This is a genomic window from Aequitasia blattaphilus, assembly GCF_024721305.1.
GTDB lineage: Bacteria > Bacillota > Clostridia > Lachnospirales > Lachnospiraceae > Aequitasia > Aequitasia blattaphila.
The window spans coordinates 19,192-45,339 of sequence record NZ_JAMXOD010000008.1 but is presented as its reverse complement, the minus strand read 5'-3'; the positions used below and the strand labels follow the sequence as shown (position 1 = coordinate 45,339).

Genomic DNA, 26,148 nt, shown 5'->3' with positions numbered 1-26,148 from the left:
TATTGGCAATGAAAAAATCAATACTTGCAATGATGATAATTGTTGCCATGCTGGCAGCAGGGTGCAGCAAGCAAAAGGAGTTTTCTCAAGAGGATACAAAAGAGATTGTTGTAACCCTTAATAGTGATACTGGTTCTTTGGATCCGGCAGGGGGAATTGCCCTAACTTATTTGGCTTATTCCGTATCTGCATTAGATGAGCTTCTGGCTTTTGATGAAAATGGAGAAATTGAATACAGGGCAGCCTCTTCCTATGAGGTGAATGAAGAAATGACACACTGGACCTTTCATCTGCGGAAGGATGGGAAATGGTCTAATGGAGACAGTGTACAGGCAGAAGATTTTATTCATACAATCCAAAGAGCCCTGGATCCCAAGAGTGGAAGTGGCTATGGGAATTATTTATTTCCGATAAAAAATGCAGAGGCAATCTACCATGGGGAAAAGCCAATGTCTGAGCTGGGAGTAAAAGCGCCAGATAACTTTACTCTTGAGTTTATTTTAGAAAGCCCTTGTACCTATTTTCTGGATTTACTACGATTACCAGTTTATATGCCTTCTTGCAAAGAGTTTGCAGATAGCAGCAGAAGTGGCTGGGATAAGAATCCTGATACAAGCCTGGGAAATGGCCCATTTTATCTTTCGGAGTATGTACCAGAGCAGTATTTTGTTTTGAAAAAAAATCCCTACTACTGGAACAAGGAAGAGATTCAATTGGATCAGATTACCTATCGCTTTTTTGACAGCCAGCTTACAATGATGGCAGCCTATGAAGACGGTGAGGTAGATGTTGCAACTAATCTACAGGCGGCGGTACTGGAACGATATAAGGATAAGGAAGACTTAGTCTTAGGCAATACCATTGTAACAAGGTATATTTATCCAAATCTCAATGTTAAACCATTTGATGATGTCCGGGTAAGAAAGGCTCTTTCCCTTGCTTTAGACCGAGAAGAGCTATGCGAGATTGTAGGTGGAGACACGGAACCAACCTATAACTTTGTTGCAAAATATATGCTGGATAAAAATACAGGGGAAGCTTATACAAAAGAATGGGGACCAGCATTGAATGAAGATATTAAGGAGGCGCAAAGGTTACTTGCAGAGGCAGGATATCCGGAGGGTAAGGGGTTTCCAAAACTGAGTTATAGTTATCCTGCTTTAGAGTTAGACGGTGACACGGCACAGGTGCTTCAGGCTCAGTGGAAGAAGAATCTGGGAATAGAGATTGAGCTAAATCCCCAGGAGCTTCAGGTGAACTATTCCCAAAGACGGGCAGGAGAGTTTGATTTATGCCGCATGAATTGGACCGCAGATTTTGCAAATCCCCACACATACCTGAGTATGCTTTTGTCCAACGGAACCTATAATACCAGTGGAATTAATGACCCAAAGTATGACCAGCTGGTAGCAGACCAGAAAATGAAAGAGGCGGATTCTCTGGCAGTAGGAGAAGAAGCCTATATTATACCTTTGTTTACTATGAAAAGTTGTAACCTGGTACGTCCAGGCATTACCAACATAAAGGTGATTCCAGCCAGTGGTTTTTTTGATTACCGTTACGCTGATAGAAAGGACGTGAATAAATGATTCATGTAATAACAGGTGGAAGTGGAAGTGGCAAGTCGGCCTATGCAGAAGAGGAAAGTGTAAAATATCAGGAGAAGAATCCGGGAGAGCAGATGATTTATGTTGCAACGATGGTTCCAGGAGGGAAGGAAACCCAGAGAAAAATACAACGTCATCAAAGGCTGCGCCAAGGGAAAGGATTTGAGACCATTGAGTGTTATACAGGAGTAGAAAAACTGGCAGAAAAACTACAGTCAACAGGCAATACATATACCCTTCTTTTAGAGTGCATGTCTAATCTGGTAGCAAATGAGCTGTATATGGAAGAAGGTGCTGGTGAACAGGCTGTTGAAGAAATTTTAAAAGGGATAGAAGGTCTGAGAAAGGTATGTAAGAACCTAGTGATTGTGACAAATGAAGTACACAGTGATGGAAGGATGATTTCAAAGGAAATGGAGCACTATAAGCAGGTTCTTGGAAGGATCAACGTTCGTTTGGCTGAGCAGGCAGATTACGTGACAGAGGTGGTATATGGAATCCCTATGGAGGTAAAAAGATGAAGCTGATTATTGGAGGGGCATATCAAGGAAAAAGTGCTTATGCAAGAAGTAAGTATCCCCATATTCATTGGATTGATGGTGGGAAATGTAAGTTGGAAGAAATCTATCAGGCAGAAGGAATCATTGGATTCCATAATTACGTAAAAAGGGTATTGGAAGAAGATGAGAAGCAAATCCTAACATTGGTGGAACGCTTAATCCAGGAAAACCCAGCTATTGTAATTATTAGTCAGGAGATTGGGTATGGTTTGGTTCCGGTGGATTCTTTTGAACGACGTTACCGGGAAGAAATGGGACGCATCTGTACCCGTATTGCCTCGGTCAGCAGTTGCGTGGAAAGAATCTTATGTGGCATACCGATTCTTTTAAAAAACAGAAGGGAAGCAAAGATGGAGATTGAAGAGGTTAAGCCAGGAGATATTGAGGAAAGAAGCTTTGAGATGATTTCGGAAGAACTGGGAGATATGGAATTGATTCCAGGTACGGAGCCGATTGTAAAGAGATGCATTCATACCAGTGCAGATTTCGACTATGGAAAGAACCTCGTTTTTTCGGAGGATGTTGTTTCAAAAGGGATGGAAGCAATTCGCAAGGGGGCATCTATTGTGACGGATACCCAAATGGGAAAGGCGGGAATCAATAAAAAGAAACTTGCCCAGTACGGTGGAGAGGTTTACTGCTTTATGTCAGACGAAGACGTTGCCGCAGAAGCAATAAAAAATGGAACGACGAGAGCAACAGCTAGTATGAATAAGGCCGCTAAAAGAGGGGAAAAGCTGATTTTTGCTATTGGAAATGCGCCTACGGCATTGATACAACTCCATAAGCTAATCCAAAAAGGCGACATAAATCCAGAATTGATTATTGCGGTACCAGTAGGGTTTGTAAATGTGGTTCAATCAAAGGAGATGATTTTATCCCTTGAGAACACACCATATATCGTCGCAAAGGGACGGAAGGGTGGAAGTAATATTGCGGCATGCATATGCAATGCATTGCTTTATATGATGGATTAAGGAGGGAATATGAGAAAAAGATATTTTCCGATGTTTTTTGACATATCAGATAAAAAGGTTCTTGTAGTTGGAGGTGGAAAGATTGCAACCAGGAGAGTGAAAGTTCTTTTGGAATTCTGTAATCGCATTGTTGTGATTGCTCCAGAGGCCAGTGAGGAGATTCGGGCTTTGAGTAAAAATGATTCTTTGGAGTGGCGGGAGGTCTGCTTTAAAGAAGAGGATTTGAAGGAGAGTGAAATTGTTTTTGCGGCAACAAATGACAAGGAGCTGAACCATGAAATCGGAATGAGGTGCAAGGCGTCTCAAATCTTGGTAAACGTAGCAGACAACAGAAGTCTGTGTGATTTCTATTTCCCGGGAGTTGTGATTGAAGATGAAGTGGTAATTGGGATTAATACAGGTGGGGAAAGTCCGGAGAAAACAAAAGAGATAAGAGAGTTTTTCAGTCAGCATAGGATTGATTTACAGAATACAAAAAAGTCCTAACCCCTTGTAAAACAAGAAATTAAGACCTTTAATGCGGATGACAGGAATTGAACCTGCACGTCATGGACACTAGATCCTAAGTCTAGCGCGTCTGCCAGTTCCGCCACATCCGCATACGTTCTTACAGAACTTCTATATATTATCAAAATCCTAATTCAAAGTCAAGTATAAATCAGAGTTTTTCTTTCGAGACTTTTTTCCCAAAACCGATGTATAAAATTCCACACACAATTACCGTAAAAGGAATGGTTAGTAATATGGCAGAGCTGCCAATAAGTGCCTGAAGCAGGTCCACAATAATGACTTCACGATTTAGTAAATGCATAATAGAATTTGAGTAGGTGAGTAACAGCATAATGCTGGACAAAGACCCACCAATATAAGCCAAAACCAAGGTATTAGCCATGGTTCCCATGATATCCCGGCCGATATGCATACCACTTTGGAAAAGCTTTTTGAAGGTCATATCTGGAACGTTTTCTGACAACTCAAAAAGCGAGGACGAAATATCCATTGCAACGTCCATAATGGCTCCCATTGCACCGATTACAATTGCTGCAAAAATAATGGAAGTAAGATCAATCGGGTTGTCAGGATTAAGGAGTGTCAAATAATAGGAATGATCGTCCACAAATCCTGTTAGGAGAAGGATACGATTCATGATACCTGCTGCAAGGGCGGCAATCACAGTTCCTGATATACAACCAGTGATGGTAGCCAGCGTTTTTTTGCTGATTCCATTAATCAAAACTAAAGTAGAAATAATAGAGTATACACAGGTGATGCCAGTGCTTATATAAGGATTATAGCCATTCATAATCGATGGCACAAATACAAGGAATACAAATAAAAATGTGAAGGAGAGAGAAAGTAAGGTGTTAAAGCCTTTCCAGCGTCCCATGAATAAGACGAGAGCCATAAATACAAGTCCTAAAATAACAATTTTATCAAAGCGATAATAGTCACCAAACTGCCAAACCATATCTTCGGATTCAAAGGTATCAATTTGAAAAAGCATTACGTTATCACCAGCTTCCACCTCTTTGATTGCCTCGCTGCCGGCAACCATGCTGTCGATAGACTGCTGTGCATTGATTGTTTCTCCTTTGAAGGTACCGCTTTTAATAGCACAGGTAAAAGTAATCACGGTGCTGGTGTAAGGATTGGGGTTGGTTGCATCTAAGGCCAAGTCATTGGTGGAACGATCCAGAACTTCCAGAACCTTTCCTTTGACGGTTTCTGTTCCAGATTCACCGAAGAGTGTTAAACCCTTCATTGCAGTGCGATTTCCGATGATTATCAAAGCAATAGATAAAAGAACAACGACAAGCCATATGATGGTATTCTTTACATCAAATACGTTCTCTTTTCTCTTATTTCTCTGTTGTCTTCTTTTTCTGATTTTTGAATACCGCTTATCTGTCATTAATCTTTCCCCCTGATTTATCAAACATCCTTCTAATTCTATAGCTTCCAACCTAGGCTTGTCAATAGAGGGGCAGATAATAGCCCGCCACTTTGTAGGTGGCGGGTTCACAGGGCTACTTCGTAGCAAATTCCTCTTTCTTTGGAGTTAAAATAAATAAATCATTTATATTAGCATCAAGGACATCTGCGATTGTATGTGCCAACATTAAAGAGGGGTTATATCGGTTTCTCTCTATCTGCATAATAGTTTGTCTGGTCACACCAACCAGGTTTGCGAGTTCTTGCTGTGTTAATCGCTTTTTCGCACGCCACACATGTATTTGTGTGTCCATGTCATATCTTTTATCCATAAATGGGACTCCTTTCTCCTTTTTTGAAACTAATTATAACTTGAAATGGACAGAAAGGATAGAGTCAAAAATAGAAGAAAAAAAAGTGAATATATTGAATAAAGAGACTCATTTTTGGGCATTTTTACTAGATAAATAGTAAGAGTATATATTGACATATGCCGAAAAAGGTATATAATCATTCTTGACATATGTCGTAAAAAGGAGGCTGATATGACAAGACCCAGGAAACAAAGAAGGGTGTGTTTTCGTCCAAGCTGCACAAGCTTTGGTCCAGAGGTTGGATGTGAACAGACAATCGTTATGTCGATTGATGAGTTTGAAACGATTCGGTTGATTGACTATGAAGGGCTGACTCAGGAGCAATGCGGCGAACAAATGGAAGTTGCAAGAACGACAATTCAGGCGATTTACTCTCTGGCAAGGAAGAAAATGGCACAATGTATTGTAGAAGGAAAACGACTCCATATAGATGGAGGAGATGTTCTGGTTTGTGACGGACAGCGACAAGCTTGCAGAAAAAAATGTTGTAGAAAGGAAAGACAATGAGCGAACAATGTAATAGTGAAAGTTGTTCTGGATGTAATGTAGACTCATGTTCAGAGCGTAAACCAGATAGTATGTTAGAAAAACCCCATGAACTCTCCAAGGTAAAAAAAGTGATTGGTGTGGTAAGTGGAAAAGGGGGAGTGGGTAAAACACTTGTAACCTCCCTCTTGGCAGTGTCCATGAGACGCTTGGGATATAAGACGGCAATCTTAGATGCAGATGTTACAGGGCCATCTATTCCAAAGGCATTTGGCATAAAAGAAAAAGCCCAGGGAAATGAGCTCGGAGTATTTCCAGCGAAAAGCGTGACTGGAATAGAAATAATGTCAACGAATCTGCTGCTGGAAAATGAAACAGATCCTGTGATATGGAGAGGACCTGTAATTGCAGGAACAGTAAAGCAGTTTTGGACAGACGTAATTTGGAGTGATGTAGATTATATGTTTGTGGATATGCCACCGGGAACAGGTGATGTTCCTCTTACTGTATTTCAATCCATTCCAGTGGATGGAATTGTGATTGTTACTTCTCCTCAGGAGTTGGTAAGCATGATTGTGGAAAAAGCTGTTAACATGGCAAAAATGATGAATGTTCCGGTTCTTGGACTGGTTGAAAATCTAAGTTACTTTGAATGTCCGGATTGTGGAAAGAAGTTTTCGGTCTTTGGGGAAAGTCATGTGGATGAGGTTGCAAAGAAGCATCAAATTGAGACGGTCTCAAAGATGCCAATTAACCCGAGTCTGGCAGCAGCCACTGACAATGGAAGCGTAGAATATTTCGATGATAACAGTTTGAATAATATCATTACAATGTTAAAGGGAATGGAGGATAAATAGATGAGAGTTGCAGTTACTTATGAAGATGGAAAAGTTTTTCAACACTTTGGACATACGAAAATGTTTAAAGCATATGATGTTGAAGAAGGAAAAGTGGTTCGTAGTTTTATGATTGATCCAGAGGATAATGGACATGGAGCGTTGGCAGAAGTGCTGAAAAATCATGGAGTTACTACTCTGATATGCGGTGGAATTGGTGCAGGAGCTCAAAGCGCATTAACGGATGCGGGAATTGATTTCTTTGGCGGAGTTACAGGAGAGAGTGACAAAGCAGTGGAAGACCTTTTGGGAGATCAGTTGAATTATAACCCAAATGTGAAATGCGACCATCATGGAGAAGGCCACACCTGCAGTGGACACCATTAAAAAATATAGAAAAGAACAGCAGGGAAAATCATCTGTGTCGAACAAGGAAATTCGACACAGATGATTTTTCATTTGCTTTCGATTTGCTTTCGGTTTGTTGACTTTGCTATCGAAACAGAATATACTTACAGCAAAGGATATGTTGCAAGTGCAACGAAAGGAAAGGCTATGGAGAATAGAGATTTCCAAATTATCAGTAGAAGAAGGAGTTCAGCTCTTATAAAGAGAGAAGTGTGATTTTATTATTTCAGTCCCAGTCGTGCTAAGTAATGATGAAATTTCAAGACTGGCAGATTCTGTAAATAGAGAGAGACTAGAATACATGGAGGCATTGCAAAAAAGGAGAAAAACACCATGAAGGATATACTGACGAAAAATCCGCTCTTTGTTGGGATAGATGAAAAAGAACTTGCGGATGAGCTGGAAAAGATTGGGGTAAAGACAAAGAAATACCAAAAGGGAGAGTTTATCCTGTTAGAAGGTGACGAGGCTTTGGATATTGGAATTGTTACAAAGGGAAGTGCTTACGTTGTGCATGAGAATTATTGGGGAGAGAGAAATATTTTGACTCATTTACTACCAGGAGATTTATTTGGAGAGGCTTTTGCTGTTGCAGGTGTTGAAAGTTTACCAATCAGTGTTTTGGCTACAGAAGAGGCGGAGATTGTTTTTATTCGGTATCAAAATCTTATAGGAAGTAAAATACTATTAAATTTGTTGGAAATCGTTGCAAAGAAAAATATTGTTTTAACAAAGAAGATGGAACATCTGTCCCAAAGGAGTATACGGGAAAAGATACTATCTTTTCTATCAGAAGAAGCCAGACAAAAAAAGAGTCATCAGATTGAGATTCCCTTTAACAGGCAAGAACTTGCAGATTATCTTTGCGTGGATCGAAGTGCTCTTTCAAGAGAGCTGGGAAAAATGGAAGAAGAAGGAATTGTTGAATTTCATAAGAGTAATTTTACTTTACAATAGGAGCAAAAACAGATGGAAAAAAGAAGAGAAGAAATATTAAAAGAAGTAGAAAAAAAAGGAGAGGTTCGAGTGGCTGATTTAAGTCAGCACTATAAATGCTCGGAGGTGACCATACGAAATGATATCAAAGCACTTCATGCGAAGGGGCTGCTTAAAAGAGTGCATGGAGGGGCGATAAAGATTGAAGATGTGCCTTATCGAAAATATACAGCCGAAAGTATTTATAAAAATGTAGAACAAAAAAAAGCAATTGCCAAATGTGCATATGAATATATCAATTCAGGGGATACAATTATTATAGATGATGCCTCCAGCAGCTTTTACCTGGCGCTGCATATAAAAGAGCATCCGGAAAAAACAGTGGCAATTGTAACAAACTCTCTTCTGGTTGGAAATGAAGTGGCTGGATTGAGCCACGTAGAGCTATACATGGTGGGAGGCCACGTGGGGGGACATCTTGCAGCAACTATGGGAGATGATACAATCGAGAACTTCAATGGATTTAAAGTAGATAAGGCTTTTATGGGTGTAAGAGGCATTAACTTTGAGGTGGGACTGACCTCCATAGCAACACCTCAGATGCAAGTGAAACGGGCAATCTTGCGTGTTGCACAAAGAGTATTTGTCTTGGTTGACAGCAGTAAGTTTGGTGGTGGGTATGTATCTGTTATTTGTCCGATTGACCAAGTCTATAAGATTGTTACAGATAACCTGATATCGGAAGAAAATAGGAGGCAGGCAGAAGAGCTTGGGATACCAATGATTGTTGCAGAATAGAGAAAAATAAAAGCATGGCTGCTGGAAGCCCATGCTTTTATTTTGCGGAAATTATGAATTTGCTTCCTTATAAGATTTCATAGACTCACGGATAATGGTATTGAAATTTGAAGCAACCCAAGCACTTCGTCCGATGAAGAGCCCATCAACAGAAGGTTGTTTAATCATCTCAACAGAGTTCTCGTTATTTACACTTCCGCCATAGAGAACTGGAATCTTTTTGCTGTCTTCACCGAATAGCTCCACTAAGGTTTCTTTAATCGTCTGGTGGATTTCCTCGGCATAGTCACTGGTTGCAGGGGTTCCATTTACTCCGATTGACCATACTGGCTCGTAGGCCACCCAGAGCTTTCCGATGTCTTCTTTTTGAACATTAAATAATCCAATTTTTAATTGTGTACGGATGGTCTCTTTGCTGATTCCAAAATCTTTTTGTTCTCCAGTTTCTCCAACGCATAGAAGAGTAGTGAAGCCATGTTTTAAGGAGGTTAATACTTTCTTGTTCTCATCTACATCTGTTTCTCCGAAAACATGTCTTCGCTCGGAGTGTCCAATCATTACAAGGTCAACGCCTAGCTCCTTAAGCATAAGGGGAGAGATTTCTCCTGTAAATTGTCCTTCTTCTTCCCAGTTCATATTTTGTGCGCCGATTTTAACTGCTTCATGTGAAATATTACCGGAAGCGTTTTCCAGAGAAGTATAAGAAGGAATAATGAATAATTCAATATCTTCTCGAGAAATATCCTTGGTGTATCCAACGAGTTCGTTTAGATAATTCAGGGTATCCTTTGAGTTCTTATACATCTTCAGGTTGCTTCCGAAATACAATTTCTTTTTCATAAATATCCACCTTTCTAGTCCATTAAATAGTTGTGTTTATTATAGAGGATTGTTAAAGAAAAATCAATATCGAAAGAGAAACGAAAGAAAACGAAAAAAGAAAAAGTCATTATGCACAATAAGGAATAATAAAAGTGGTGCAAGCTTACAAAAAAGTAAAAACAGCTTGCAATGAAATTAAAAAGTGTATAATATTAACTCAACCGATAGGTAATGAAAATAAAAACGAAAGAAAAAGAAAGTGAAGTGAAAATATGAATAAAATTCCTATTACAGCAATTACATTGGGAGACCCTGTAGGTATTGGACCTGAAATTGTACTTGGAACTATGGAAGAGAAATCTTTATATGAGGTTTGCAAACCCTTTGTGATTGGAAGCATTAAAATCTTACAAAGAGCGGAAAAGGTTTTGGACAAAAAGTTTGTATATAACAAAATCGAAAGTCCGTCAGAAGCAAAGTTTGAATATGGTACAATTGATGTATTGGAAACAGGGGAATATGATGTAGACAGTTTGGTATGGGGGAAGGAACAAAAGCTTGCCGGGCAAATGGCCATAGATTGGATTATGAAATCCATTGAGCTGGGTGAGAGCAAAGAAATTGATGCGGTTTCAACCTCTCCGATCCATAAAGGAGCAATCAAGCAAGTTGGCGTGAAAGAGCCAGGTCACACTGAGATTTATCAAAATGTTACAAAATCTCCGTATGCCCTTACAATGTTCTCTTGTCATAAATTGAGAGTCTTTTTTGTCAGCCGTCATATGTCTTTAGTGGACGCTTGTAAATATGCTAATAAAGAAAGAATCTTAGAAAATGTCATTTATATCGATAAAGAATTACGAGAAACAGGAATTGAAAACCCGTTGATAGCTGTTGCAGGCTTGAATCCCCATAATGGTGACAATGGTTTGTTTGGGACAGAGGAACTAACAGACATAGGGCCTGCAGTTGAGGAGGCAAAGAAACAAGGAATAAATGCTATGGGACCTTGTCCGGCAGACTCGGTTTTCCATATTGGAAAGAGCGGGAAATTTGATGCGATTCTATCCCTTTATCATGACCAGGGGCACATCGCGTGTAAGACACTGGATTTTGAGAAGTCGGTAACGTTGACGTTTGGTCTTCCTTTTATCCGAAGCTCAGTAGACCACGGCACTGCTTTTGACATTGCAGGAAAGGGAATTGCAAATCCGATTAGTCTTATTGAATCTACAAAGGTTGTTTCAGAGTATGCAATGCACAGGTTGAATAAAGAAAAGTAAAAAAAGGAGGTGGATATATATGCCAGTAATTGGAGGAGTAGCAGATGATTTGACAGGAGCTACCACAACAGGTGTACTTTTGGCGAGATCCAAAGCGAAAACAGCGGTCTTTTTCAATGAAGAAGCAGCGCTTAAATGCGGTGATAGTGAAAAACTTGAAGCGGTTCTCATCAGCAGTAATAGCCGGGCGTTATCTGCAGATGAGGCGTATCAAAAAGTTGGAGACTCCATGAAAGCTCTAAAGCAGATGGGAGTGAAGTACTTTACCAAACGTATTGATACGACTCTTCGTGGCGGAATTGGTGTGGAAATTGATGCCATGATGGATCAGATGGGTGAAGATGCAATCGCTGTTGTAGTACCAGCAATGCCGCAATCCAGAAGAATTTTAGTTGGCGGCTATTCGATTATTGATGGAGTGGCGCTGATTAATACCCCGGTGGCACAGGATGTTAAAACACCGGTGAAAGAAAATTTTGTTCCGAAGTTATTATCAGGGCAGACCAAAAGGAAAATAGGACAAGTTACTCTTGAGGTAATTTTAAAGGGTGAGAGTGCTATTAAAGAGGAGCTAAAGAAAAGGCAAGAAGAAGGGTGCAAAGTGATTGTTGTAGACGGAATCACCCTGGAGGATGTTGAAAATGTAGCAAAAGCCTGTATTGACTTACGTTGGAATATACTGGCAGTTGACCCGGGACCATTTACATCAAAACTGGCCTATGCCAGAGAGCTGATTCAAGATGAAGAGTGCAATATGCCACCGGAAGAGGAAGCCGACAAAACAGTATTAATTGCTGCGGGCAGTGCTACGCCAGTAACAAAAAGACAAATGGAAGTTCTGTGCGAAAATCCAGATGTTAAAAGGATTTCCATTGATCCTCTTAAGCTTATTGCAGGTGGAGAGGCAGCGGAAGAGGAAGTGGCAAAAGCAGTAGAGAAAGCATTGGTGCTTTTCGATGAAGAGAAGGTTTATAAAGCGATACTTTTTGAGACGGCACTTCATGGAGAACTTTTAAACTTGAGCGAAGAAGATGCGAAACGTCATTATGCAGATGGAATGAGCTCAAACCGTATTAATGCAGGACTCGGAATGGTGATTTCACATATCCTGGAGCAAAAGGGCAGGGATAAAATTGCAGGACTTTATACCACTGGTGGAGACACTATGGTAAATGTATGTTATCAATTGGGTGTAGAATCAATCGAAGTAATAGACTATGTAATCCCGCAAACGGACGTATGCCGTTTGATTGGAAGCTACGAAGGGCTGCCAATTGTTGGGAAAGGTGGTCTTACCGGAAATGAAAATACAGCCTGTGATATAGTTCAACGTTTGCGAAGAGAAGCGACGAGATAAAGGATATGGAGGAAAATTATGAGTGAAGAAAATGTGAAACAAGAACAGAAAAAAGATTTAGATCTCCTAAATCGCATGAAAGCATTACCGGGAGGATTGGTTATTATTCCTTTGGTGATTGCAGTATTAATTGCTACATTTGTACCCCAGGCATTTCAGATTGGTGGATATGTAACGGCTTTGTTCTATGATGGAAATGCAGCTATGATGGGATTTTTCCTGATTGTCTGCGGGTCTACAATCAATGTAAAACAGGTGGGTATGCCGCTCTATAAAGGGGTAACGCTAACGGCCATGAAATTTATATTGGGTGTTATTGTAGGTCTTGCGGTAGGTAAAATCTGTGGACCTGAAGGGTTCCTAGGTTTGGCTCCATTCGTATGGATTGCAGCACTAACAAACTCAAATGGATCATTATACATTTCGTTATCCTCTCAGTTTGGTAATGCCACAGACACTGGTGCGATTTCAATTTTATCATTAAATGACGGGCCATTCTTTACGCTGATTGCATTAGGTGCGACAGGACTTGCAAATATTCCGTTAAATTCATTGATTGCAACCTTGGTACCGATTTTAATTGGATTTATTTGGGGAAACTTAGATGAAGGTTTCCGTAAAGCATGTGGGACAGCACAACCAATTGTTACATTCTTCATGACCATTTCAATTGGAGCAAAAACAGATGTTAAGACAATCGTAACAGCAGGGGCAGCCGGTGTGATACTGGGATTGGCATCTGCAGCAACAGCAGTGATTTTCTTCTATGTGTTCCAATTGCTAGTACCGAAGAAGGAAAGAAATGCAATGGGTGCAGCGGTTGGTACAACTGCTCTAAACTCAGCAATGACACCAGCGGCAGTGGCAGAAGCAGATCCAACCATGGCACAGTATACAGAAATGGCTACAGCGCAGTGTGCAACAGCATCAATTATAACCCTATTCCTTTGTCCTTTCATCGTTGCTTTCTTTGATCGAAGAATGCAGAAGAAACAACAAGGTATATACTCACCAGAAGGATGGGCACATTTCAAGGTTGAGTCAGCGAAAGCAGCTCAATAGGAACGAAAGATTTAAAGGAGTTATTATGGTAGAGAAAATTTCAGTAAAGTTATCAAAAAAAGAGTTGTTTGATTTCCTCTTGTATCATACGTATTCAAAGCCAATGGGATTGTTTGTAAATGTCCTTGGCATGGCAGTTGTCTTTTCGGGATGCATTATGCTTTTGACAGGTAAAATTAGTGTGATTCAGTTTGCCCTATATATAGCGGCAGCGGTTCTCTTTCTTGGCTATACCCCCATTACGTTAAAACATAAAGCTAAGAAGGAAATTGAAAAAAACAAAATTTATCACCAAGAATGGAATTATGAATTTGATGATTCGGGAATACGAATCTCATATGATGAAAATTCGAAGTTTTATCCATGGGAAGACATGAAGAGGATGGTAACCACACCTCAGACAATTGGATTGTATTATGAAGAAGATAACGCTCTAATCATCCCTAAGAAAGACTTTAACGACAAATTTTTGCCGATTATACATATGGTTGTGGATCATTTAGGTCTGCAGAATGTACGGTTTCGATAATAACTTATTCTAAAAAGAATCACTGCAAAGCAGAATCTGTTTTGCGGTGATTTTTTTGCTGAAACCATAGAATTGTCGAAAATACAGATTGCTATCATGAACCCTTTCAAAATTTATTAAAAGCAGGGTATGAAGTTGTGGTTTACAATAAGGGACAGGAAGCAATTGATGAAGTGGTGGCAGCGGGAGCAGTTGTAGCACAAAACAATGCACAGGTAGGAGAATTATGTGATGTTATCATTACCATGGTACCAAACTCTCCTCAAGTTAGAGAAGTGTGTCTTGGAGAAGAGGGCATTTCAGATAAAGCAAAACCGGGAACCGTTATCATCGATATGAGCTCTATTGATCCGGTAGAATCGAAGTCAATTGGTGCAGCTTTAGCTGAGAAAGGAATTGAACTTATGGATGCGCCAGTCTCTGGTGGAGAACCAAAAGCGATTGATGGAACTCTATCTGTTATGGTTGGTGGAAAGAAAGAAACTTTCGATCAGTATTATGATCTTTTAATGACAATGGCAGGAAGTGTGACTTACGTAGGAGAATTGGGATCAGGAAATACAGCAAAGCTTGCAAATCAGATTATTGTTGCTTTAAATATTGCGGCTGTTTCAGAAGCACTGACTTTGGCAAAAAAAGCCGGTACAGATCCAGAACTGGTATTTCAGGCAATACGCGGAGGGTTAGCAGGATCAACAGTGCTGGATGCAAAAGCACCAATGATGTTAAACCATGATTTTAAACCGGGATTCCGCATCGAGCTGCATATTAAGGATTTAACAAATGCGTTAAATGCTTCTCACGCAGTCAATGCATCCATTCCTCTTACTGCTCAGGTAATGGAAATGATGCAGTCACTAAAGGCAGATGGAAATGAGAAAGATGATCATAGTGCTCTCTTGAAATACTATGAAAAAGTTTCAGATATTTCCTTAGTAGACTAAGAAGGAGATCAGAGATGAATTTTAAGCCCCAAGGAGTTATTCCGCCAATTATTACTCCTCTTACTAAAGAGGGTGAGGTAAACTATCCCGTTCTTAGACAAATGATTAATCATTTGATTGATGAGGGTGTTCATGGACTTTTCCCTATGGGAACGACAGGAGAATTCTACGCCTTTGACAATGATACATTTCGTAAGATATTAGAGGTGACTATTGAAGAAACAGCAGGAAGAGTGCCGGTATATGGAGGAGCAAACCATATTACTACAAGAGGAGCAATTGAGCTGGTGAAGATCTGTGAAGAGGTTGGAGTAGATGCAGTATCGGTTCTCACACCAATGTTTGTTTCCCAAACCCAGGATGAGCTGTATGAGTTTTATCGCAAGATTGCAGAAAGCACTAAGCTTCCGATTATTCTTTATAACAATGCACCAAAAACAAACGTGACAATTACGCCGAAAACAGTAGAGCGCCTTTCTAAGATTGAGAATATCGTTGGTGTGAAAGACAGTACCGGAGATATGACAAATGCGGCAGAATATATCAGACTCACCCGGGACAATGAAAATTTTCATGTTCTTATGGGAAGGGATACATTGATTCATGCCGGACTTTGCTATGGTGCATCTGGTGCGATTGCTTCTTGTGCAAATGTGGCACCAAGAATCGCGGCGGATATATATGATAAGTATAAGGAGGGTGATGTGGCTGGTTCGCTGGATGCTCAATTTACCCTGGTGCCTCTTCGTATTGCGTGTGGCATGGGTACTTTCCCGGCAGTGATTAAAGAAGGGTTGTGTATGCAAGGGATACCGGTTGGAAAATGCCTGGAACCAATTGGAGAGTTGAGTGAGGAAGAGAAAGAGAAACTAAAGCATGTGTTACAGGATATGAAGTTAATAAAGTGATAAATAGTGGAGCACCGGATAATTTGATTGTCTGGTGCTTTGCTAATGTATGTGAGAAGGTGGTCCCAAAATATCGAGTTGCTTAAATGTTCGTTGCATAAGTTAAAAAATAATTGTTTTTTATATACAAATAAATGAAAAAGTGATATAATTAATATGATTTAGAACAAAAACAAAGCATGAAGATAAAAATAACAATTGCTTTTGAGAAATGAAATGGGAGCATTTGATGAATTAATTAGCAAGAAGGGACTTTTTTATAGCTTATTCTACATTAGTAATGTGTAATTTATTATGATGTTGAGAAAAGTCGGAATGGAGAGCAAGGTGAAAAAGATACTGAATATAAAATCACTGTATAAATATTATGAAAGTGGTACGAGTAGTAATAAAGTGAAAGCCATTAACCGGGTAAGTATGGAAATTGAAAGCGGTGAGTTTGTAGGTATAATGGGGGCTTCTGGATCGGGAAAAACAACGTTGCTAAATATCATTGCAACAATCGATGAAGCCAGCGAAGGTGTTGTTAACTTCAATGGAATAGACATTACGAAGTTATCAGATGAACAATTGTCAAAATTAAGGAATGAAAAAATAGGATTGATATTCCAAGATTATAATCTGCTTGATACGCTCACACTGTATGAAAATATATTATTAGCTGTTGTAAATCTAGATGTAAATGACAATGATATAAGGAAGAAAATAATTGAAATTGCTGAGGAATTGGGGATTAGAGAGGTCTTGAATCATTATCCGTATGAAGTCTCCGGTGGGCAAAGGCAGAGGTGTGCGTGTGCAAGGGCAATTATTAAAAAACCGGAGATTATCTTGGCCGATGAACCGACAGGGGCATTAGATACGAATTCTTCTCATGCATTATTAGGAACATTGGAAACACTTAATAAGAAGTATAATTCGACGATATTAATGGTAACCCATGATCCAGTAGCGGCCAGCTACTGTAGCCGAATACTTGTATTAAATGATGGTAAAATTTGTGCTGAGATATTACGAGGCGAGAAATCTAAGAAGCAACTGTTCAATGACATTCTAAAGATGAATATTACCTTTAGTGGAGGCTTAGATGAAATTTTATAATTTATTATGGAAAAATATTAAGAAATCCCAGAAGGATTATACGATTTTTAGTATCAGTTTGATATTTTTATGTGGTCTTTTATTCGCTTCAAATGTAATAAGTTTTATAGAATATAAAACAGAGGCAGGAGTTATGTCTAATTCATTGCCTCTTCTTATTGCGATTACTATAATCTGTTTTCTGATGTTTATTAACAAATTTATGATTAGCCAGCGAAGCCGTGAGTTTGCCACCTATATGTTATCCGGATTGTCGAAAAAAGATATAATTGTGCTTTATGGTATGGAATCATTTGCTATAGAAATAGTGGGACTTGTTATTGGTTCGATTTGTGGTTATATATTTACTTATATAGTGTCTTTAATCACTAATGACACGCTACTTCGTATTCAAGACCCTGCTCAGATTATACGTATATTTCTAACAACAACGTTTCAGGTTATGATTATTTGTCTCTTTAATATTGTCTATTCTATATTTGTAATTAATAGACTAAATCTTAGAAAGCTAATGTATCATAAAACTGAAAATGAGAAGGAATATAAACGTTATAAATGGTTGAACATAGCACTTGTGGTATTAGTAGGAGTTTTTGCAATACAATTATTGACAATTAATAGGGTAGCTACATCGGGCACAATATTTATTGTTTTAGTAATGCTTATTTATGTTGGATATTTGTGTTTGGTAAATAAATATAATATCAAGAGAAAAGGGAAAAGCGTTTATGATAAAGCATTTCAGCTATACAGAGCAGGAATTTTGCTATCTAAGCAGCGATCTTTTGTGAGGCTTTCATCTGTTTTATCAGGGGTCTTTATTCTTTCAGCTGTGTGCTATAACATAGGAGGGGTTTTTGTAAATTCTCAGTCTGTATTATTGGATAAGGAATTAGATCACCTAATGGGAATAACACAAATATATTTCTCGATATTATTTTTGGTTGTTTTAGTTGCTCTTACGGGAATAAGGCAGATGACAGAAATAACAAATAATAATAAGAGTTTAATAGTCCTAAGAAATATAGGTGTCAGTAAAGCGGAAATGAAGAAAAATTTATTAATTGTTACTATACAAAATTATATTCTTCCGATAGTAGTGGGAGTATTGATTTTAGTTATGGGCTTTCTAATTCTTTTTATTTCTAACGCTATTTTACCTTGGATAAAAGTTGAAATGTTAAAGAGTACACTTCAATTTATTGTAATACTTATCGTTGTATTGGCATGTTTCATATTAGGAACGTATAGGAGCTATATTAATCATATGGAAAGTATAATGGTCTTATAAGTCAGGGCACTAAAGCGGACTATAGTTCCAATAGAAGTAAAAAGACATTTTCAATTAGAAGGATACAAAGTGGAATAAATATCTGTAAACTATTTGAAGAAATAGGAGATTTGTATGCATATATTAAAGGTTCAAAATTTATCTAAAGAATATCCTGAATTTCATCTTAATGATATAAACTTTACGATTCCAGAAGGCAGTATAACCGGATTGATTGGGATAAATGGTTCAGGGAAGACCACCCTGATAAAGATTATTTCCGGTTTGGTGAATCGGAATAGTGGAACGATGGAATTTAAAGGGGAATCCTATGATCCGATGCTTCAACATACAAGCAGAGAGCAGATAGGAATCGTATTAGATGGTGGATACTTTTATGAAAATGTAAGTGTAAATGACATGAAAAAGATTTATGCATCCTCCTATAAAGAATGGGATAATGATACCTATAAAAATTTGATAACCCAGTTTGGAATCCCTGCCAATCGGAAAATTCACCAATTGTCAAAGGGCATGAAGATGAAATTCTCTTTGGTATTGGCTTTGTCACACAAAGCACAGCTGTTAATTATGGACGAACCAACAAGTGGTCTTGATCCATTAATTCGAAAGCAATTTGTAGATTTGCTGAGTGAATGGGTAAAAACGACTGGGGGAAGCGTTATGTTTTCGACACATATTATTTCAGACTTGGAAAAGGCGGCAGATAATATCATTATGATTCATAATGGAGAACTCATTTTTCAGGAAAAAACAGACGTTATTAAGGAAAAGAACTTGAGTTTAGAAACACTTATGCTCAACTGTATACAGGGAGATGTGGGATTATGAATCATCTAAAACTACAACAAAAGAATTGGTTACTTGTTAAAAAATACGTCCTGATTCTGACAATAATAGCAGCAGGAATCCCACTATATACATTTCATGCAATAGGCTTAATAAGCCCTGTGCTGATACCGTTGCTCTGCCAAATGAGTTTTGCAGTATACATTTCACATAACCAACTTGAAATGGTGGAGTATAAGTACAAAGGGAATATACTTCTGTGTACCACTGCGTATTCGAGGAAAGAGCTGGTTTTATCCAAGTATCTGTTCATTTTTCTTGTTGAAATGTTCTGTGTGATAGTATATCTCATGTTATCCTTTGTGTTTAGGAAGTTTTTGGCTCCCTTAAACATAGGTGATTTGATTGTTGTTTTTTTCTTTATGACTGTGATATATGGTTTGTATATACCTGCAATGATGAAGTTTGGCTATGAGAAAACGCGGTTTATTCCAGCACTTTTAACAATTGCAATTCCGTATCTTTCATCATGGATAATATATAGGACGAGTTTGTTGAGCAGTGGATTTGCATTTGGAATACAGATAGCTCTTTTTGTTGTGGCATTTGCGATTCTGTATACATCAATTCTTGTAGCGACCAATATTTATAAGAAAATAGATTTATAAGTCCATTAGAAAGATGGTATAACCACTTGCCTTGAGGCGTTTCAATTAGGAAGCTCGCCAAGCAGAGAGGTTATACCATTTGTTAATTATTATAGTCGTTTTTACAGTAAGCGAAAAACCTGTTCCACTGTATCTGCCATATTGTTCCGCGCATTTTCAGAATCCATTGCTTCTTCCAAGGTTGATACACCTCTCAAAATGGGAAAGAAAGCATCGATACCTTTCTTATTACATTCTTTTGCATCTGCCGTAACACTTCCGGCAAAGGCAAGGACGGTTGCTCCGTGTTGTTTTCCAAGCTTTGCAACCCCAATTGGAGCCTTGCCCATTGAGGTCTGGAAATCTAAGCGTCCTTCTCCTGTTACTACAATATCCGAGTCTATTATCTCTTTTTCCAAGTCTACCAGATTTAAAATCAAATCAATTCCAGGTGTTAAGTTTCCATATAAAAAACTGCGGAACGCGAACCCTAAACCGCCTGCTGCACCACTACCGGCATCTCTTGCATAATCTTGCCCGATTGTTTTCGCAGCAATCTGGGCGTAGTGATTCATATCCTGATCCACAGAATTTAAGTCTGCTTCTTCCAAACCCTTTTGTGGTCCGAATACATAGGTGGCTCCATTCTTGCCACATAGGGGGTTATTTACATCGCATGCAATCTTAAATTCCACATTATGGAGAAAGGAAGTGTCAGAGGGAGGGAGGATTTTTTCGATTCTTCCTAAGTCCTTGGCACCGTCACTTATAGGATTGTTGTCTGAATCAAGGAATTGGAATCCTAAAGCTCTCAGCATGCCGGTTCCGCCATCGTTTGTGGCGCTTCCCCCAATTCCGATAATAAATTTTTTTGCTCCTCTTTTCAGCCCATCTAAAATGATTTCCCCAACTCCATATGTGGTGGTTTGAAATGGATTTAGTTCTTCCTTTTTCAGAAGAGTAATTCCGGCAGCAGAAGCCATCTCCAGTATGGCAGTCTGACTTTCTTCTAAGAAGCCATAATAGGCAGTTAAAGGTGCTCCTAGTGGTCCGGTTACTTCCAACTCTACTTTTGTGGCACCAAGTCCTTCAATAATGGCGTCCACCGTTCCTTCTCCGCCATCAGCTAAAGGTTTTACCACAACAGATGCTTCAGGTTTTGAACGAAGAATTCCTTCTTTTATCGCATTTCCGGCTTCAATAGAAGAGAGGCTTCCTTTTAAAGAATCAATAGCAATTGTTACCTTCATAATTGTTTCCTCCTGAGTATATTTATCCTTATTATAAAGGAGACAAGAGGGATTTTGCAATGTAATAGGTACCAAAGATGTAAATGGTTATTGGTATATATGACAAATGAGGAAAAGGTGTTTTGTGCATTTTAGTTTCTGATAGTGCATCTTACTCCATAGATATGCATCTTGGTCTAAAGTGATTGAAGAAAAAGGTCGAAATATATAATATAAACCTAACTTTAGTCGAAGAGTGGCAGCTAAAGGGATAAAGATAAAGATAAAGAGGAGGCTGAAAAAGGTGAAAAATAAAATGAGAAAAGGAATTCTAACACTTTCTTTGTGTTTGGTTATGCTCCTGAGCTCGGTACCATTTTATGATGGTGTTAAAGCACAGGAGGAAACAAGTATGGAGGTTCTTGAAGCGAAGGACTGTGGGGAGTCGTTCCAAATAGACGGTCTTGTCATCAAGATAAATGATGTGGAAGCAGATGTGTCGGATCCATTGAAGTTATCAAACCACATAAACCCGCGTATCACGTTAGAGATGAATTTTTCACAAAGAAATCCGGAGCAGACAGGGTTTAAAGAGGGAGATTATTTTCGCTTTCCTTTATGTACAATAAGTGGTGGAACAAATCTTCAAATAGATAATATTTCTAAGCCAAAAAAATTATATCACGACAAAGTATATATGGCAGATGGAAGCTTGGAAGCAGAGAAAGATGGAACCACAGGAGAGGTTACTTTATACTACAAGGTTGTTTTTAACAATGCGATAGAAGGGAAAAATAAAATTAGTGGTACATTAGAGGGCAGAGCAACAATTGCTGGCTTAGAGGTAGGGGATGTTGTCTGGATTGACAGAGAAGGAGAGAATGTTGCTACCTTCGAAAAGCTGAAAACACCAGAAGGAGCAGGAGATCCCGCAGGTCCACCCTCAGGCATTACCATACCAGAACCAGGAAAGGCGGTCACTGGGTATACTGACGAAGAAGATGCGATAATAGATTGGACAGTTCAATTAACGGATTATGCTGAACAGCAGTTTAATAACGAAGGGGTTGAATATAAGGATTTGATTTTTGAAGAAATGTTAGATGCATATCAAACCTTTAATACGACATCTTATACGATACAAGGACTCAACGTTCAAATAACGATACCGGTCTATCTTAACGAAGGAGGTTCGGATGATAATATACAGTACACCGCAGGGGTGATTGTGTTTACGTTGGGAACGAAAGAAGATAAGCAAGACAATGGCATGAGGTGGATTGATCCAAGCGATCCAGATGCAGAGAATTATGTAAAAGGAAATGGAAAAACCTGGACCATTATAACGGAAGAGGATCCAGATAACAAACCGAAACAGAGAGAGCGCTTGATTGTAAATTTTGGTGCACCGGAAGAGGATGGTCTTCGTTATGGAGATATTGACGGAGGGAAAAAAATCAAGAGTATTTTGGAAAATCTGCTGCGAGAAAAAGAGAATGCCCAAGATGTATTGGAGAGGAATCCTGGAGATAATCCAAAAGAATTTTTGAAGGATGCGTATGGGAAGGGCTACACTCGGGCACAGTGGGAAAGAGCTGTTTCAGTATATGGAAATGCTTTCGATTATTACGAGGTATATGAGAATGAAGTGTTAGTTGGACCCTATATCTATAGCATGAATGCAGTTGTGAAAACGAAAGTAGATCGGGAAGCAGCGGGAACCGTTGGAAAAGTAAAAAACAGCTATAAGGTTAGTGGTGGCTGGGACGAGAAGACTTATAGTGCAGTGCAGGATAATTTTTGGGCTGGAACAATTATGGCTACAGCCGCAAATGGTGATGCACAGATATTCAAAGCCGACTCATTGTATGGAAACCTGGCTGGGGATAAGACAGATGACAGCCCGGTAGAGGGATTTATCCCCAATGTGAGCTTTGAAGTATATAAGGAAAATGGAGATGGACCTCTGCAATTTGATTTTGACGCAGGGAAATATGTATACAATGAAAACGGCACCTTAGGAGCTGTGACAACGAATGATGCGGATGGAAGTGTAATTATTAGTGGGCTTCCATATGGCAACTATTACTTAAAAGAGATTCAAGCACCAAGTGGATATTACAGTGGTCAAAATGAAAGAGTTCCATTTACAGTGGCGGGTGACCGAGTAGAGTATAAGCTGGTCAACAATAGTGCCCGAGGGGTTGAACTGGTTAAGACAGAAGAAGGAAATTCCGAGGAAAAGCTGGCAGGAGTAGCGTTTAAACTTTATACCTATACAGATGATATGGAGGATGCCACTGAGGTTACAGGTTTTACATTGATAGACATGAACGAAATAAATCATTATGTTTATGATGGAAGCGGAGGTGACGAACTTCTAACGTTAACAGGAGGGAAGTTGAAAATTGTACAGCTTCCGGCGGGTAAGTACTATTTACAGGAATCAGCACCAATTTCTGGCTATCAATTATCGGATGAGAAATATGAGTTTGAACTTAAAGATGAGCTTGAAGGTGACGCTATTGTCAATTTGGGGAATGTAGAAAATGCTAAAATTCCAGAGTTTGTAGAGGTTGGCTTTGAAGCAAAGAAGGAATTGGAAGGACGCAGTCTAAAAGATAAGGAGTTTGAATTTGTAGCGGAATTAATCAGTGGTACATCTGCTAATATTATCGATTTTCCGGATAGCAATCAAATAATAGCCTCAAATGATGGAGAGGGTAAGATTGTTTTTCCAGATATGAAATACAATGCAGCAGGTGATTACATTTATCGAATTTCCGAAGTCGATAAAGGAGAAGCAGATATTACCTATGACAATATAGCGTATTTTGCATTGATAAAAGTTGATACAAATAATGCTGGAGTACTTGTGGCTTCTACCGAATACTATAGAGGTTATGACGAAGAAACAGGGTTACTTTCTGATTTAATTACCGAAATATCTTTTCTGAACAAGATTCTTGAGATTGATACGGTAGCCTTGGATACAAAGGTGATAAATCCAGATACAGGAGAAGAAGAAAACGGCGTAAGAACTCCAGGAGTGATTCAAAAAGGATCACCAAGTGAAGAAGAAATTATTGTAGATTCCCTTTGCTATAAAGGCTTAAGGGCAAATACAAAATACGTAATAGATGGAAGCTTGTGGCACTATACTCGTTCTTCCGATCCAGATGCCGGATTTATCTATTATGAATATGAAGACGATGGAAATGGTAATGATACAGGAAGTGGAGCAGTAGTTAAAGGCGTTCTAAAGGATCAAAATGGGAATCCAACCTATGAATTTGTAACAGACGAAACAGGAACCGGTATGATCCAAGTTGTTTATAGCTTTAATGGTAAAAATTTAGGGCTAACCCCTGTCCATGGGTCATACCTTGTGGCCTATGAAGTGATTTACGAATATGATGAAAGCAAAGAGAATAAGCAAGGTAAAGAGGTTGTAAGACATACCGATAATACGGATGCAGACCAGACAATTCATTATATTCACGGTTCAGGAAGCCGCTTATACAACACTTCTTATAAGGTTACAAAGAACTGGGTGGACAATAACAATGCAGCAGGTGTGCGTCCAACAAAGATAGAAGTACAGTTATATCGAGATGGACAGATTTTCACGGATACCATCACAACAAAGGGGCTTCAAGAATTAAATGAAGAAAATAACTGGATGTATACCTGGATCGATTTGCCAATGTACCAGGATGGAACCCATACGCCTAGCGTATATACGGTTAAGGAGGTTGTGGTACCAGATCATTACGAAGTAGAAGAAGGCTTAGATGGTACCATTACAAATACCTATAAACCGAAAGATCCGGAAGAACCAAAAGATCCGGAAGAACCAAAAGATCCAAAAGATCCAAAAGATCCAAAAGATCCAGAGGATCCAGTCAAACCATCTGAACCACAAAAACCACAAACTCCAAACACACCAAAAGAGCCCAGCAAACCAACTACGACACCTACAGAAACGGTAAAGAGCAGAACAGGCACAGGAGATCACAACAGAATTGTATTATGGAGTGTCCTATTAGTCAGCAGTATACTAGTGTGTGGTGTTATTATTCACAGGAAAAGGAAAAAAATTCATAAATAAGAGGAACGGGTTGCCAAATAGGCAACCCGTTGTTATATCAGTGAGAGTGCTAAATTCAGAAGGTATGCATCTTGAAAAAGCCTTGGATTGAAGCCTGCCTTTTCACGGATTTTGTCCAGACGGTATTGAAGTGTATTTTTATGGATGTTCAATTCTTTCGCTGTATCGACCAGAGAAAGATTGTTGCTAAAGTATGCTTTTAATAATTCCAACTCACGGTCTTCCAGGTGGCCTAGAATATTGTGGATATAAGTTTCTTTGAGATCCTGGGGAATACTCTCATAGATTAAATGAGCCGTAATATCTTTGCTGGAACAAAGAGTAAGTCCTCTGTGCTTTGCATATTTTTGCGCAACCAGAGCCTGGTGATAGGAGCGGGAAGCTTGCAAAAGGGGCTGGGCAGTACCTTCTCCACAGTAAACATAACCACGGTAAGAGTCATCAAAGTAACTTCGATTAAAATGATTCATCTGTTCCTGACTTAAGAGAACAATGAGTTCATTTGGATAGGTATAGGTAAATAAGGTAATACCTTGAAGGTGAAAAAAATGCTCAACAGAGGAAAGATAACTGCCCTCTAATATTTGTATGGAAAGAACACAGTAAGAAGCTTGGACATCTAAAGATAGTTTTTCCAAAAGAGAATAGAAATGTTTGCCTTCTCGAATGTTATTATGGATTAAGGAGGTGATGACATAAGAATACAAACGCTCCTTTGAATTCATTTCAAGCTCCAGGAGCTGTTCCTTTAGAAAAACCTCGGTAATCTTTGTTACCAAAACGCCGTATTTCTTGACCTCATCTGGATTTCCTGAGATACCAATTGCGCCAACTGCTTCCTTGTTTAACAATATGGGGTAGTTTATCCCCTCCTTTGTACCTTTAAAAGAGGAATTACGGTTAACAATTACGGATTTTTTGGTTTCAATAGCTTGAAAGCCTGCTTCGTGAAAAGTGCTAACTCTTTTCGTATCAGTACTGGCAATAATCAGCCCTTCATGGTTTATTAAATTAATACGATTTCCAACAACCTTGTGGGTTGCTTCCACAATCTGATTGGCTAAATGTTTCGATATTTCCATCTACAGTTCCCCCTCTCATTTATTGTCTAGTATAACATAATGATGGCATGGAGAACAGAAAAAGCCGGGTTTATCCCGA

General features: G+C 39.0%; 26 protein-coding genes, 1 tRNA gene and 1 pseudogene. 22 read left to right on the top strand and 6 right to left on the bottom strand.

Annotated features, from left to right (window positions below; all coding sequences use genetic code 11):
* Nucleotides 1–8: 8 nt before the first annotated feature.
* The 5 genes and pseudogenes from NHH15_RS06985 (at nucleotide 9) to NHH15_RS06965 (ending at nucleotide 3,630) form a co-directional block, all read left to right on the top strand.
* Nucleotides 9–1,589, top strand: coding sequence for a peptide ABC transporter substrate-binding protein (locus tag NHH15_RS06985; protein WP_262065942.1), 1,581 nt, complete (start codon nucleotides 9–11; stop codon nucleotides 1,587–1,589).
* Nucleotides 1,586–2,128: a bifunctional adenosylcobinamide kinase/adenosylcobinamide-phosphate guanylyltransferase gene (locus NHH15_RS06980; RefSeq protein WP_262065941.1), complete on the top strand. Its 543-nt coding sequence runs from the start codon at nucleotides 1,586–1,588 to the stop codon at nucleotides 2,126–2,128. Before NHH15_RS06985 ends, NHH15_RS06980 begins: the two co-directional genes overlap by 4 nt.
* Nucleotides 2,125–2,430: pseudogene (locus NHH15_RS15760) on the top strand (bifunctional adenosylcobinamide kinase/adenosylcobinamide-phosphate guanylyltransferase); the annotation flags it as partial. The gene NHH15_RS06980 and the pseudogene NHH15_RS15760, both read left to right, overlap by 4 nt.
* An 87-nt stretch (nucleotides 2,431–2,517) precedes the next feature.
* A complete protein-coding gene (locus NHH15_RS15755) occupies nucleotides 2,518–3,144 on the top strand; it encodes a precorrin-8X methylmutase (protein ID WP_262066024.1) in 627 nt (208 codons plus the stop codon).
* Nucleotides 3,145–3,153: 9 nt separating this feature from the next.
* Complete coding sequence (locus tag NHH15_RS06965; RefSeq protein ID WP_262065940.1) at nucleotides 3,154–3,630, top strand: precorrin-2 dehydrogenase/sirohydrochlorin ferrochelatase family protein; 477 nt, start codon at nucleotides 3,154–3,156, stop codon at nucleotides 3,628–3,630.
* A 32-nt stretch (nucleotides 3,631–3,662) separates the two neighbouring features.
* Here the strand turns inward: NHH15_RS06965 and NHH15_RS06960 are convergent.
* From NHH15_RS06960 to NHH15_RS06950, 3 genes are all read right to left on the bottom strand, one after another.
* Nucleotides 3,663–3,743, bottom strand: a tRNA-Leu gene (locus NHH15_RS06960).
* A 59-nt stretch (nucleotides 3,744–3,802) separates the two neighbouring features.
* Nucleotides 3,803–5,056, bottom strand: a complete 1,254-nt coding sequence (locus NHH15_RS06955; protein ID WP_262065939.1) for a YibE/F family protein — start codon at nucleotides 5,054–5,056, stop codon at nucleotides 3,803–3,805.
* Nucleotides 5,057–5,171: 115 nt separating this feature from the next.
* Nucleotides 5,172–5,408, bottom strand: coding sequence for a helix-turn-helix transcriptional regulator (locus tag NHH15_RS06950; protein WP_262065938.1), 237 nt, complete (start codon nucleotides 5,406–5,408; stop codon nucleotides 5,172–5,174).
* A 213-nt stretch (nucleotides 5,409–5,621) separates the two neighbouring features.
* Between NHH15_RS06950 and NHH15_RS06945 the strand changes: the two genes are divergently transcribed.
* The 6 genes from NHH15_RS06945 to NHH15_RS06920 all read left to right on the top strand — a co-directional run bounded on the left by NHH15_RS06945 (nucleotide 5,622) and on the right by NHH15_RS06920 (nucleotide 8,914).
* A complete protein-coding gene (locus NHH15_RS06945) occupies nucleotides 5,622–5,957 on the top strand; it encodes a DUF134 domain-containing protein (protein ID WP_262065937.1) in 336 nt (111 codons plus the stop codon).
* The gene (locus tag NHH15_RS06940) at nucleotides 5,954–6,793 is read left to right on the top strand and encodes an Mrp/NBP35 family ATP-binding protein (protein ID WP_262065936.1); all 840 of its coding nucleotides are present in this window, start codon (nucleotides 5,954–5,956) and stop codon (nucleotides 6,791–6,793) included. The genes NHH15_RS06945 and NHH15_RS06940 overlap by 4 nt, the downstream gene beginning before the upstream one ends.
* Nucleotides 6,794–7,159 carry a NifB/NifX family molybdenum-iron cluster-binding protein gene (locus NHH15_RS06935; RefSeq protein WP_262065935.1) on the top strand — a complete coding sequence of 122 codons (366 nt, stop codon included), beginning with the start codon at nucleotides 6,794–6,796 and terminating at the stop codon, nucleotides 7,157–7,159. It begins immediately after the preceding gene.
* A gap of 60 nt (nucleotides 7,160–7,219) precedes the next feature.
* Complete coding sequence (locus tag NHH15_RS06930) at nucleotides 7,220–7,396, top strand: hypothetical protein (RefSeq protein ID WP_262065934.1); 177 nt, start codon at nucleotides 7,220–7,222, stop codon at nucleotides 7,394–7,396.
* Nucleotides 7,397–7,513: 117 nt separating this feature from the next.
* Entirely contained in the window at nucleotides 7,514–8,137 is a 624-nt protein-coding gene (locus NHH15_RS06925; RefSeq protein WP_262065933.1) for a Crp/Fnr family transcriptional regulator, read from the top strand.
* A 12-nt stretch (nucleotides 8,138–8,149) separates the two neighbouring features.
* The gene (locus NHH15_RS06920) at nucleotides 8,150–8,914 is read left to right on the top strand and encodes a DeoR/GlpR family DNA-binding transcription regulator (protein WP_262065932.1); all 765 of its coding nucleotides are present in this window, start codon (nucleotides 8,150–8,152) and stop codon (nucleotides 8,912–8,914) included.
* Between the two features lie 51 nt (nucleotides 8,915–8,965).
* On the opposite strand, the gene tpiA is transcribed toward NHH15_RS06920, so the two are convergent.
* Entirely contained in the window at nucleotides 8,966–9,754 is a 789-nt protein-coding gene (gene tpiA, locus NHH15_RS06915) for a triose-phosphate isomerase (protein WP_262065931.1), read from the bottom strand.
* A gap of 254 nt (nucleotides 9,755–10,008) precedes the next feature.
* On the opposite strand from tpiA, the gene pdxA reads away from it, so the two are divergent.
* The 10 genes from pdxA (at nucleotide 10,009) to NHH15_RS06865 (ending at nucleotide 19,668) form a co-directional block, all read left to right on the top strand.
* Nucleotides 10,009–11,019: a 4-hydroxythreonine-4-phosphate dehydrogenase PdxA gene (gene pdxA, locus NHH15_RS06910; RefSeq protein ID WP_262065930.1), complete on the top strand. Its 1,011-nt coding sequence runs from the start codon at nucleotides 10,009–10,011 to the stop codon at nucleotides 11,017–11,019.
* Between the two features lie 19 nt (nucleotides 11,020–11,038).
* The gene (locus NHH15_RS06905) at nucleotides 11,039–12,376 is read left to right on the top strand and encodes a four-carbon acid sugar kinase family protein (RefSeq protein ID WP_262065929.1); all 1,338 of its coding nucleotides are present in this window, start codon (nucleotides 11,039–11,041) and stop codon (nucleotides 12,374–12,376) included.
* Nucleotides 12,377–12,394: 18 nt separating this feature from the next.
* The gene (locus tag NHH15_RS06900) at nucleotides 12,395–13,438 is read left to right on the top strand and encodes a 2-keto-3-deoxygluconate permease (protein WP_262065928.1); all 1,044 of its coding nucleotides are present in this window, start codon (nucleotides 12,395–12,397) and stop codon (nucleotides 13,436–13,438) included.
* A gap of 25 nt (nucleotides 13,439–13,463) precedes the next feature.
* Complete coding sequence (locus NHH15_RS06895) at nucleotides 13,464–13,967, top strand: YcxB family protein (RefSeq protein ID WP_262065927.1); 504 nt, start codon at nucleotides 13,464–13,466, stop codon at nucleotides 13,965–13,967.
* A 71-nt stretch (nucleotides 13,968–14,038) separates the two neighbouring features.
* Complete coding sequence (garR, locus tag NHH15_RS06890; RefSeq protein ID WP_262066023.1) at nucleotides 14,039–14,911, top strand: 2-hydroxy-3-oxopropionate reductase; 873 nt, start codon at nucleotides 14,039–14,041, stop codon at nucleotides 14,909–14,911.
* Between the two features lie 14 nt (nucleotides 14,912–14,925).
* A complete protein-coding gene (dapA, locus tag NHH15_RS06885) occupies nucleotides 14,926–15,819 on the top strand; it encodes a 4-hydroxy-tetrahydrodipicolinate synthase (RefSeq protein ID WP_262065926.1) in 894 nt (297 codons plus the stop codon).
* 327 nt (nucleotides 15,820–16,146) lie between these two features.
* Nucleotides 16,147–16,920, top strand: coding sequence for an ABC transporter ATP-binding protein (locus tag NHH15_RS06880; RefSeq protein ID WP_262065925.1), 774 nt, complete (start codon nucleotides 16,147–16,149; stop codon nucleotides 16,918–16,920).
* Nucleotides 16,907–18,211, top strand: coding sequence for an FtsX-like permease family protein (locus NHH15_RS06875; protein ID WP_262065924.1), 1,305 nt, complete (start codon nucleotides 16,907–16,909; stop codon nucleotides 18,209–18,211). Before NHH15_RS06880 ends, NHH15_RS06875 begins: the two co-directional genes overlap by 14 nt.
* 114 nt (nucleotides 18,212–18,325) lie before the next feature.
* Nucleotides 18,326–19,042 (top strand): ABC transporter ATP-binding protein, encoded by a 717-nt coding sequence (locus NHH15_RS06870; protein WP_262065923.1) that lies wholly within the window; start codon nucleotides 18,326–18,328, stop codon nucleotides 19,040–19,042.
* Nucleotides 19,039–19,668, top strand: coding sequence for an ABC-2 transporter permease (locus tag NHH15_RS06865; protein WP_262065922.1), 630 nt, complete (start codon nucleotides 19,039–19,041; stop codon nucleotides 19,666–19,668). The genes NHH15_RS06870 and NHH15_RS06865 overlap by 4 nt, the downstream gene beginning before the upstream one ends.
* 101 nt (nucleotides 19,669–19,769) lie before the next feature.
* Here the strand turns inward: NHH15_RS06865 and NHH15_RS06860 are convergent, their stop codons facing one another.
* A complete protein-coding gene (locus NHH15_RS06860) occupies nucleotides 19,770–20,897 on the bottom strand; it encodes a glycerate kinase family protein (protein ID WP_262065921.1) in 1,128 nt (375 codons plus the stop codon).
* 283 nt (nucleotides 20,898–21,180) lie between these two features.
* Between NHH15_RS06860 and NHH15_RS15610 the strand changes: the two genes are divergently transcribed.
* Entirely contained in the window at nucleotides 21,181–24,987 is a 3,807-nt protein-coding gene (locus tag NHH15_RS15610; RefSeq protein ID WP_262065920.1) for a SpaA isopeptide-forming pilin-related protein, read from the top strand.
* Nucleotides 24,988–25,019: 32 nt separating this feature from the next.
* Here NHH15_RS15610 and NHH15_RS06850 read toward each other — a convergent pair whose 3' ends face one another.
* Nucleotides 25,020–26,069 carry a CdaR family transcriptional regulator gene (locus tag NHH15_RS06850; protein WP_262065919.1) on the bottom strand — a complete coding sequence of 350 codons (1,050 nt, stop codon included), beginning with the start codon at nucleotides 26,067–26,069 and terminating at the stop codon, nucleotides 25,020–25,022.
* Nucleotides 26,070–26,148: the final 79 nt, after the last annotated feature.

Bases quoted from the DNA above. Each gene is read 5' to 3' on its own strand.
- NHH15_RS06940 (WP_262065936.1), top strand. From the start codon at position 5,954: ATGAGCGAACAATGTAATAGTGAAAGTTGTTCTGGATGTAATGTAGAC.
- NHH15_RS06935 (WP_262065935.1), top strand. From the start codon at position 6,794: ATGAGAGTTGCAGTTACTTATGAAGATGGAAAAGTTTTTCAACACTTT.
- dapA (WP_262065926.1), top strand. From the start codon at position 14,926: ATGAATTTTAAGCCCCAAGGAGTTATTCCGCCAATTATTACTCCTCTT.
- NHH15_RS06870 (WP_262065923.1), top strand. From the start codon at position 18,326: ATGCATATATTAAAGGTTCAAAATTTATCTAAAGAATATCCTGAATTT.
- NHH15_RS06900 (WP_262065928.1), top strand. From the start codon at position 12,395: ATGAGTGAAGAAAATGTGAAACAAGAACAGAAAAAAGATTTAGATCTC.
- NHH15_RS06905 (WP_262065929.1), top strand. From the start codon at position 11,039: ATGCCAGTAATTGGAGGAGTAGCAGATGATTTGACAGGAGCTACCACA.
- NHH15_RS06950 (WP_262065938.1), bottom strand. From the start codon at position 5,408: ATGGATAAAAGATATGACATGGACACACAAATACATGTGTGGCGTGCG.
- tpiA (WP_262065931.1), bottom strand. From the start codon at position 9,754: ATGAAAAAGAAATTGTATTTCGGAAGCAACCTGAAGATGTATAAGAAC.
- pdxA (WP_262065930.1), top strand. From the start codon at position 10,009: ATGAATAAAATTCCTATTACAGCAATTACATTGGGAGACCCTGTAGGT.
- NHH15_RS06955 (WP_262065939.1), bottom strand. From the start codon at position 5,056: ATGACAGATAAGCGGTATTCAAAAATCAGAAAAAGAAGACAACAGAGA.
- NHH15_RS06860 (WP_262065921.1), bottom strand. From the start codon at position 20,897: ATGAAGGTAACAATTGCTATTGATTCTTTAAAAGGAAGCCTCTCTTCT.
- NHH15_RS06980 (WP_262065941.1), top strand. From the start codon at position 1,586: ATGATTCATGTAATAACAGGTGGAAGTGGAAGTGGCAAGTCGGCCTAT.
- NHH15_RS15755 (WP_262066024.1), top strand. From the start codon at position 2,518: ATGGAGATTGAAGAGGTTAAGCCAGGAGATATTGAGGAAAGAAGCTTT.
- NHH15_RS06945 (WP_262065937.1), top strand. From the start codon at position 5,622: ATGACAAGACCCAGGAAACAAAGAAGGGTGTGTTTTCGTCCAAGCTGC.
- NHH15_RS06865 (WP_262065922.1), top strand. From the start codon at position 19,039: ATGAATCATCTAAAACTACAACAAAAGAATTGGTTACTTGTTAAAAAA.
- NHH15_RS06985 (WP_262065942.1), top strand. From the start codon at position 9: ATGAAAAAATCAATACTTGCAATGATGATAATTGTTGCCATGCTGGCA.
- NHH15_RS06895 (WP_262065927.1), top strand. From the start codon at position 13,464: ATGGTAGAGAAAATTTCAGTAAAGTTATCAAAAAAAGAGTTGTTTGAT.
- NHH15_RS06875 (WP_262065924.1), top strand. From the start codon at position 16,907: ATGAAATTTTATAATTTATTATGGAAAAATATTAAGAAATCCCAGAAG.
- NHH15_RS06965 (WP_262065940.1), top strand. From the start codon at position 3,154: ATGAGAAAAAGATATTTTCCGATGTTTTTTGACATATCAGATAAAAAG.
- NHH15_RS06920 (WP_262065932.1), top strand. From the start codon at position 8,150: ATGGAAAAAAGAAGAGAAGAAATATTAAAAGAAGTAGAAAAAAAAGGA.
- NHH15_RS06850 (WP_262065919.1), bottom strand. From the start codon at position 26,069: ATGGAAATATCGAAACATTTAGCCAATCAGATTGTGGAAGCAACCCAC.
- NHH15_RS06925 (WP_262065933.1), top strand. From the start codon at position 7,514: ATGAAGGATATACTGACGAAAAATCCGCTCTTTGTTGGGATAGATGAA.
- NHH15_RS06930 (WP_262065934.1), top strand. From the start codon at position 7,220: ATGATTTTTCATTTGCTTTCGATTTGCTTTCGGTTTGTTGACTTTGCT.